This window comes from Stenotrophomonas sp. TWI1409, from assembly GCF_039673015.1.
In the GTDB taxonomy this organism is placed as follows: domain Bacteria; phylum Pseudomonadota; class Gammaproteobacteria; order Xanthomonadales; family Xanthomonadaceae; genus Stenotrophomonas; species Stenotrophomonas maltophilia_A.
The window spans coordinates 33,734-42,734 of the sequence record NZ_JBDJKU010000041.1; the positions used below are offsets into that span (position 1 = coordinate 33,734).

4 protein-coding genes are annotated in these 9,001 nt (G+C 67.0%); 2 read left to right on the plus strand and 2 right to left on the minus strand.

From position 1 onward, the window contains the following. Positions 1–444 precede the first annotated feature (444 nt). Both ABE423_RS14025 and ABE423_RS14030 read right to left on the minus strand, forming a co-directional pair. The gene (locus ABE423_RS14025; protein WP_032129106.1) at positions 445–2,736 is read right to left on the minus strand and encodes an NADP-dependent malic enzyme; all 2,292 of its coding nucleotides are present in this window, start codon (positions 2,734–2,736) and stop codon (positions 445–447) included. Between the two features lie 230 nt (positions 2,737–2,966). Beyond that, positions 2,967–4,310 carry a dicarboxylate/amino acid:cation symporter gene (locus ABE423_RS14030; RefSeq protein ID WP_049398388.1) on the minus strand — a complete coding sequence of 448 codons (1,344 nt, stop codon included), beginning with the start codon at positions 4,308–4,310 and terminating at the stop codon, positions 2,967–2,969. Positions 4,311–4,642: 332 nt separating this feature from the next. Here ABE423_RS14030 and ABE423_RS14035 point away from each other — a divergent pair, with 332 nt between their 5' ends. Both ABE423_RS14035 and ABE423_RS14040 read left to right on the plus strand, forming a co-directional pair. Then, a complete protein-coding gene (locus tag ABE423_RS14035) occupies positions 4,643–5,812 on the plus strand; it encodes a porin (RefSeq protein ID WP_071228137.1) in 1,170 nt (389 codons plus the stop codon). Between the two features lie 66 nt (positions 5,813–5,878). Further along, positions 5,879–8,521 carry a PAS-domain containing protein gene (locus tag ABE423_RS14040; protein ID WP_346486474.1) on the plus strand — a complete coding sequence of 881 codons (2,643 nt, stop codon included), beginning with the start codon at positions 5,879–5,881 and terminating at the stop codon, positions 8,519–8,521. Positions 8,522–9,001: the final 480 nt, after the last annotated feature.

A 9,001-nucleotide genomic window follows, 5' to 3' on the forward strand; every position in this document is an offset into this window, starting at 1 on the left:
CATGCCCGGCGGAATGCAGAGCGCCGCGCTGCGCGCTCGCCGGGCATGGCCCGGCGCTACCACATCGCTGCCTCAGCGCGACTGCACGAAGCCGGCGTACAGCGCGAACAGCTGCCGGAAATAACGACGCGTCACTCGATTGCGCATGACACCCTCGCCCATGAAAAGTTGGTCGGGCCCAGGGTGGGAAGGCCGGTCCGGTCCCTTCCCACGGCCGGGCCGCGTGGGCGTATTGGGCCGCAACGGCGTTGCAGGGACATGACCGGGCGGCGTAGCGCGTGTGGCACAGGCCGGCGGGCGGTAGAGCCGGCCGCTGGCCGGCTGCGGTGGTGGTGGACATGATTGCGGTTGCTGGCCAGCGGCCGGCACTACCCGTTTCCGCTTTGCGGAAACAGAAACGCGCCCCGGGGGGCGCGCTTCTGCAGCTGACGCTGGAAAGAAGGCTTACGCCTTCTTTTCCGCTTCCAGCTGCTTGCGGATCTGCGCATCCACCGCTGCAATGGCGGTCATGTTCAGGATCCTGCGCGAGGTCGCGCTGGTGGTCAGGATGTGCACCGGCTTGTTCACGCCCATCAGGATCGGGCCGATCGCCACGCCGTCGGTGAACACACGCACCAGGTTGTAGGCGATGTTGGCCGCTTCCAGGTTCGGCAGCACGAACAGGTTGGCACGGCCCTGCAGGGTCGAGCCCGGCAGCAGCTTCTGGCGCAGCGCTTCGTCCCATGCGGTGTCACCCTGCATTTCGCCGTCCACGTTCAGACGCGGGTTGCGCTTGAGCAGCAGCTCGCGCACCTGGCGCATCTTCAGCGCGTCCTTCGAATCGTGGCTGCCGAAGTTGGAGTGCGACAGCAGCGCCACCTTCGGCTCGATGCCGAACAGCTTCATGCGGTAGGCCGCCTGCAGGGTCGCTTCGCACAGCTGCTCGGCGGTCGGGTCTTCCTGCACGTGGGTATCGACGAAGAAGAACACGCCCTGCTGGTTGATCACGCCGGTCATCGCCGAGGTCGAGGTGACCTTCGGCTCCAGCGGCAGCACGCTGCGCACGTAACCCAGCTTCTTGTGGAAGCGGCCGACGATGCCGGTCAGCATCGCATCGGCTTCGCCACGGGCCACCATCACCGCCGCGATCAGGGTCGGGCGCGAACGCATCAGGTTCTTCGCCGCGGCCACGGTCACGCCACGACGGCCGGTCAGGCCGTGGTAGTACTGCCAGTACTCGTTGAAGCGCGGGTCGTCGTTGATGTTGGTGACTTCAACGTTCTCGCCGATCTTCAGGCGCAGGCCGAGGCGCTCGATGCGCGACTCGATCACTTCCGGGCGGCCGATCAGGATCGGGTGCGCCAGGCCGTCATCGACCACGTTCTGCACCGCCTGCAGCACCACTTCCTCTTCGCCCTCGGCATACACAACGCGCTGCTTGTCGCTGCGCGCGCGGTCGTAGACCGGCTTCATCATCAGGCTGGTGCGGTAGACGAACTGGGCCAGCTTGTCGCGGTAGGCGCCCATGTCGTCGATCGGGCGCGAGGCCACGCCCGAGTCCATCGCGGCCTGGGCCACGGCGGCCGACAGCTCCACCAGCAGGCGGCGGTCGAACGGGCGCGGGATCAGGTATTCACGACCGAAGCTCGGGGTCTCGCCACCATAGGCCGAACCCATGTCGGTGGCCGCACGACGCGCCAGCGCCGCGATGGCGCGCACGCAGGCGATCTTCATTTCCTCGTTGATCGCGGTCGCGCCCACGTCCAGCGCACCACGGAACAGGTACGGGAAGCACAGCACGTTGTTGACCTGGTTCGGGTAATCCGAACGGCCGGTGCCGATGATCGCGTCCGGACGGGCGGCGCGCGCCAGTTCCGGCATGATTTCCGGGGTCGGGTTGGCCAGCGCGAAGATCACCGGATCCGGCGCCATGGTCTTGACCATGTCGGCAGTCAGGATGCCCGGCGCCGACAGGCCCAGGAAGATGTCCGCGCCGTCGACGATCTCGGCCAGGGTGCGCTTGTCGGTGTCGCGCGCATAGCGCTGCTTTTCCGGGTCCAGGTCGGTACGACCGGTGTGGATCACGCCCTCGCGGTCGAAGGCCAGGATGTTCTCCGGCTTCAGGCCCAGCTGCACCAGCATGTTCACGCAGGAAATGCCGGCCGCGCCCATGCCCGTGGTCGCCAGCTTCACTTCCTCGATCTTCTTGCCGGTGATCGCCATGGCGTTGAGCACCGCTGCGCCGACGATGATCGCCGTGCCGTGCTGGTCGTCATGGAACACCGGGATCTTCATGCGCTCGCGCAGCTTGCGCTCGACCACGAAGCATTCCGGCGCCTTGATGTCTTCCAGGTTGATGCCGCCGAAGGTCGGCTCCAGCGAGGCGATGATGTCGACCAGCTTGTCCGGGTCGGTTTCATCCACTTCGATGTCGAACACATCGATGCCGGCGAACTTCTGGAACAGCACACCCTTGCCTTCCATCACCGGCTTGCCGGCCAGCGCGCCGATGTTGCCCAGGCCCAGCACCGCGGTGCCATTGGAGATCACCGCCACCAGGTTGCCGCGGGCGGTCAGCTCGCTGGCCTGCTGCGGGTCGGCCTTGATCGCTTCACAGGCGTACGCCACGCCCGGCGAATACGCCAGCGACAGGTCGCGCTGGGTCAGCATGGGCTTGGTAGCGGAAACCTTGATCTTTCCCGGCGGGGACATCCGGTGGTAATCGAGGGCGGCCTGTTTGAAATCTTCGTTGGACATCGATGTGGGTTACATGAATGGGCAGAAGGGACAGGGGATGATACCCCCGTTGGAGCGTCTGGACCTGTCGCTATCCTGTCGCAGGCATGCTGCGACCGCACAATTCCGTGCCGTATGCGACGGTACCGCGACACCAGCTTCGGTGCGTCCCATGACAGCCATGGGACGCCTTGAAACGCCGCGGGGCCGTACCACTGTCGTGATCGGCCCCGCGGTACCACACACCTGGATCAGCCCCTGGCCGGCAGCGCCTCGGGCACGGCATCGATCAGCGGCGGCAGTTCGCTTTCGCGGCCATCCAGCGCCAGCTTCAGGCGGTTGCGGTCCAGCGCCCCCTCCCAGCGCGAGACCACCACGGTGGCCACGGCATTGCCGATGAAGTTGGTCAGCGAGCGGCATTCGCTCATGAAGCGGTCCACGCCCAGGATCAGCGCCATGCCGGCCACCGGCACCTCCGGCACCACGGCCAGGGTGGCGGCCAGGGTGATGAAGCCGGCGCCGGTGACGCCGGCCGCGCCCTTGGAGCTGAGCATGGCGACCAGCAGCAGGGCAATCTGATGGCCCAGGGTCAGTTCGGTGTTGGTGGCCTGGGCGATGAACAGCGCGGCCAGGGTCATGTAGATGTTGGTGCCGTCCAGGTTGAACGAGTAGCCGGTCGGGACCACCAGGCCCACCACCGACTTGCTGCAGCCGGCGCGTTCCATCTTCTCCATCAGCGACGGCAGCGCCGACTCCGACGAGGAGGTGCCCAGCACCAGCAGCAGTTCGGCCTTCAGGTAGCGCGCCAGCTTGAACACCGAGAAGCCGCACAGGCGGCAGACCAGGCCCAGGATGACCGCCACGAACAGGAAGGCGGTGAGGTAGAACGAACCCACCAGCCAGGCCAGGTTGATCAGCGAGCCAACACCGTACTTGCCGATGGTGAAGGCGATTGCGCCGAAGGCACCGATCGGCGCGGCCTTCATCAGGATGTGGACCAGCTTGAACACCGGGGCGACCAGCGCCTCCAGGAAGTTCACGATCGGCTTGCCCTTCTCGCCCACCGATGCCAGCGCGATGCCGAACAGCACGGCCACGAACAGCACCTGCAGGATGTTGCCATCGACGAACGCGCTGAGCAGCGTCTTCGGGATGATGTCCATCAGGAAGCCGACCAGGGTCAGGTCATGCGACTTCTCGACGTAGCTGTGCACCGCGGTCTGGTCCAGCTCGGCCGGATTGATGTTCATGCCGGCGCCTGGCTGCACCACGTGCGCCACGATCATGCCGACGATCAGCGCCAGCGTGGAGAAGAACAGGAAGTACGCCATCGCCTTGGCGAATACGCGGCCCACCGTGCGCAGGTGGGTCATGCCGGCGATGCCGGTGACGATGGTCAGGAAGATCACCGGTGCGATGATCATCTTCACCAGGTTGATGAAGGCATCGCCGAGCGGCTTCATCTTCTCGCCGATCAACGGTTCGTAGTGGCCGAGGATGGCGCCCAGGACGATCGCCACGATCACCTGGAAGTACAGCTGGCGATAGATCGGCAACGGCTTTGCAGGCACCGGTGCTGCGGTCGGGATGTGCATGGCGGACTCCGGAAGGGGCGTTTTCAGGCACGTACGGCCCCGGGACTGCACGGGAACCGTTACCGTGGAAACTGACCGCAGGCCCTGTGCAGCACGCGCAGGGGGTGCGACCAATGGACGCCTTTGTACGCGCCGGGCACGCTGGCGCAGATAACCTATTGGTACTAGCCCCCCGGTTCAGGCGGCCGCGATGCCTACACTGGCGCCGCACCGCCCGATCACGGGGAGGCCGGTGGCCCGAGCTGAACGGCCGGGCGCGTCATTGCGAAAGTTCCGGCCCTTGCGGCCGTTGTTGTCCTGTCCACACGCAATCTGAGAGAGCCGCACCCAACATGCGCCCGATTCCCACCTTGCTGGCCCTGTCGCTGGCCGCGCTTCCCGCCTTCGCTTCGGCTGCCGATTTCGACAACTGGCCGACCAAGTACGCCTTCGGCGACGGCACCGAGCTGGCCGCTACCGCCAACATCGCCTACGACTACAACGATTTCTCCTCGGGCAGCGGCCTTGAGGACGACGACGCCGTGCGCCGCAAGGAGTTCGGTGCGACGCTGAAGAAGAAGGGCGTCTACGACGCGATGGTCTATTACGACTTCCAGTCCGATACCTGGCTGGACGTGTTCGTGCGCTTCGAAAGCAAGGCCTTCTTCGGCCGCGACATCGGCCGCTTCCGCTTCGGCTACATGAAGACCCCGGTCGGCCTGGACGCGAACACGTCCTCGCGCGCCGGCAGCTTCCTGGAAACCGCACTGCCGGTGCAGGCCTTCTACGCTGGCCGCCGCACGGGTGTGGAATGGGTGCTTGAGCGCCCGCAGTACCTGCTGCAGGCCGGCGCCTATGGCGGCAAGGACCTGCAGGGTGACAACCCGGGCACCACCCAGGCCGTGCGTGCGGTGTGGACCCCGGTGAAGGCGCCGGGTGACGTGATCCACCTGGGCCTGGCCTACTCGCAGGAAAATCCGCGCGGTTACAGCGATGGCCGCGACGTGCACCACGAGGCCAGCGCGCGCCTGCGCGCACGTCCGGAAGCCGGCCTGACCGACATCCGCTATGTCGATTCCGGCGCGCTGGTCACCGCCGACCAGATCCGCCGCACCGGCCTGGAAGGCATCTGGATCCGCGGCCCGTTCTCGGTGCAGGCCGAAGCCCTGCGCGCCACGGTCACCCGCCATGACGGCAAGCCCGACTACACCGGCAGCGGCCAGTACGCGATGGCCAGCTGGGTATTGACCGGCGAATCGCGCCCGTACAACGCCGGTGCGGTGGCCAACATCAAGCCGGCGCACGACTACGGCGCGGTGGAACTGGTGGCCCGTTACAGCCGCATGGACCTCGACGATGGCAGCATCCTCGGCGGCCGCCAGCACGACCTCACTCTGGGTGCGAACTGGTACCTGACCAGCCACTTCAAGTTCCAGGCCAACTACGTCAAGGTCGACGCCAGCCGTCGCGGCGTGCACAGCACGCCGGAGATCTTCGAACTGCGCGCGCAGATGCACTTCTGACCCCTTCCACGTCAGATCCCGGCGGGCGTGTACGCCACGCCCGCCGGCCCTGCGTAGACTGCCGCCATGTACTGGCTCAGCCGCCACCGGATGCTGTTGCTGACCATCGCGGTGATGGTCGGCGGCACCGTGCTGTGTGCGGTCGCCGCCGGCCACTACGCCTGGCGGCGCGCCCTCGGTGAGGAAAGCAGCCAGGTACAACGCCAGCTGCAGTTGTATGGCCAGGGCCTGCAGCAGCGCATCGACCGCTTCGGCACCTTGCCGCAGGTACTGGCACTGGATCCGGATCTGCTGCACGCGCTGCGCGTACCGCCCTCGCCCACCGAACGGCAGCGGCTGAACCTCAAGCTGCAACGCGCCAATGAAGTCACCCGTGCCTCGACCCTGACCCTGGTCGGTCACGATGGCGTGGCGGTGGCGGCGAGCAACTGGGACCAGCCGACCACCAACGTCGGTGAGAACTACAGCTATCGTCCCTATTACCGCCAGGCGCTGGCCCAGGGCCGCGGCCGCTTCTACGGCATCGGCATGACCACCGGCGTGCCCGGCTACTACCTGTCGCAGGCCATCGAGGAAGACGGCAGGCGGCTCGGCGTGGTGGTGATCAAGGTCGAGCTGTCGGCACTGGAGCAGGAGTGGCTGAGCAGCCCTGACGTGGTGCTGGCCAGCGACGACCACGACGTGGTGTTCCTGGCCAACCGTGACAGCTGGCGCTACCGCCTGCTGCGCCCACTGGGCGCCGATGAGCGCCGCGAGATGCTGGACGCCCGCCAGTACGCCGATCGCACCCTGCAGCCACTGCGCGCACGTACCGAGGATGTACTGGCCGATGGCGGCCGCATGGTGCGCCTGCTGGATCCGGCATTGCCGCAGCCGATGCTGTGGCAGAGCCTTGCGCTGCCGGCCGAAGACTGGAACCTGCACCTGCTGCACGACGCCAGTGCCGCCACAGCCGCCGGCCGTGCGGCCGCGCTTACCGGAGGTGCTGCGTGGCTGGCGCTGGGCTTCCTGGTGCTGTTCGTGCAGCAGCGCCGGCGCCTGGCCAAGCATCGCCTGCGCAGCCGCCGCGAGCTGGAAACCCTGCTCAAGCAGCATGCACAGGAACTGCGCACCGCACAGGATGGCCTGCTGCAGGCCGCCACCGATGCCGACAGCGGCCTAAGCCGCAGCCTTGAACACCTGCCGCAGGGCGTGGTGGTGATCGACCGGGACCTGCGTCTGGTCGCATGGAATTCGCGCTACCTGGAACTGTTCCGTTTCCCGCTGGACCTGGTGCGCGTGGGGCGGCCCATCGAGGAACTGTTCCGCTTCAACGCACGCCGTGGCCTGCTCGGTCCCGGCCCGGTCGACGAGGCCATCGAGCGTCGCCTCAACCACCTGCGCAGCGGCCGTCCGCACATGCGCGAAAGTGAGAAGGACGACGGTACGGTGCTGGAAATCCGCGGCAACCCGCTGCCCGACGGCGGTTTCGTCACCAGCTACGCCGACATCACCAGCTACAAGAATGCTGCACGCGAACTGCGCTCGCTGGCCGATGCACTGGAACACCGCATCGCCGAACGTACCCACGACCTGGACGAAGCACGCCGCGAGGCCGAACAGGCCAACCGCTACAAGACCCGCTTCGTCGCCTCGGCCGTGCACGACTTGCTGCAACCGCTCAACGCAGCACGCATGTTCGTCTCGGTGCTGCGCGGCAAGCTGAGCGACCCGGCGCAGCAGCAGACCAGCGATCACATCGACGCTGCATTGGCCGCGCAGGATGCGATCCTCAACAGCCTGCTGGATATCGCGCGGTTGGAATCGGGCAGCCTGCCGACCCGTGTGCAGGCGTTCCGGCTCGGGCCGCTGCTGCAGACACTGGCGCGCGAATTCGGCATCGCCGCGCAGTCACGTGGCCTGGTGGTGGACTGGGTCGATACCGATGCGGTGGTGGTCAGCGATGAAGCGCTGCTGCGCCGCATCCTGCAGAATTTCCTGTCCAACGCACTGCGCTACAGCGAACGTGGCCGCGTGCTGCTCGGCTGCCGCCGCCGCGAGGGCCTGCTGTGGATCGAAGTGCACGACCAGGGCCCCGGCATCCCCGATGCGTTGCAGGGCGAGATCTTCGAGGAATTCCGCCGCCTGCACGACGGCCAGCAGCGCGGTGCCGGGCTTGGCCTGGCCATCGTCGACCGCATCGGCCGCCTGCTCGGACACCCGATCCGACTGCGCTCGCAGCTGGGCCAGGGCAGCGTGTTCGCTGTGGGCGTGCCGTTCGGCGACGCCAGCGCGATTCCCGCCACCGCGCCCGCGCCGGTGCTGGCGCAGGAACCGGCGGCGGACAACCCGCTGCGAGGGCGCCGTGTGTGGGTAATCGATGACGATCCGCACGTGTGCGCGGCCAGCCGCGCGCTGCTGGAGCGGTGGGGCTGCGAGGTGCTGCTGGCCGATGGCCCGCAGGCAGCGCTGCAGTTGGCCACGACGGCAACCGTGCCGGAGCTGGTGCTGCTGGATGTGCGCATGGGTGACCACCACGGCCCGGTGCTGTACGAGACATTGGCAGAGCTGTGGCAGGCCCGCCCGCCGGTGGTGCTGGTCACTGCCGAGCGCGATGCGGGATTGCGTGAGATGGCTGCCGAGCGTGGCTGGGGAATGATGGCCAAGCCGGTGAAGCCGCCGGCGCTGCGGGCGCTGATGAGTCAGTTGTTGATCCGGCATCGCGGGTAGTTTCCAGCCAACGGCGCGGCCCCTCGTGGGTGGTGTCTGGTTGGTCGTGGAAAGCAAAAGCCGTGGTGGGCCGGTCGGGTTGGGTGCACGGGGGACGCCGTGAATCCATCCCTGGAGGCTTGGCAGCCGCATCCATGCGGCTGACACCCCCGCGAACCCAACCCGACCGGCCTCTGACAGATTTCGGTGGCCTGCCACCCACGGAGAAGAAAAAGAAGAACAAAAGCCGGTCGCGCGCTGCGCTTGCTCGTGTAGAGCCGAGCCCATGCTCGGCATCGCGGACTGACCGCAAAGCAGCCGAGCGTGGGCTCGGCTCTACAAAAGGCGGCCTGCCAGGCTGCCTTTGCTTTTGATGTTCTTTTCTCTTCCGTGGATGGATGCGCACGGAACCTGTCCGTGGCCGGGCAGGTGGACTGCGCAGGGGCCGCTGCAAGTACGTCCATGTAAGCTCGGTCGCCGCATCCATGCGGCTCACGCCCC

Bases quoted from the DNA above. Each gene is read 5' to 3' on its own strand.
- ABE423_RS14030 (WP_049398388.1), bottom strand. From the start codon at position 4,310: ATGCACATCCCGACCGCAGCACCGGTGCCTGCAAAGCCGTTGCCGATC.
- ABE423_RS14025 (WP_032129106.1), bottom strand. From the start codon at position 2,736: ATGTCCAACGAAGATTTCAAACAGGCCGCCCTCGATTACCACCGGATG.
- ABE423_RS14040 (WP_346486474.1), top strand. From the start codon at position 5,879: ATGTACTGGCTCAGCCGCCACCGGATGCTGTTGCTGACCATCGCGGTG.
- ABE423_RS14035 (WP_071228137.1), top strand. From the start codon at position 4,643: ATGCGCCCGATTCCCACCTTGCTGGCCCTGTCGCTGGCCGCGCTTCCC.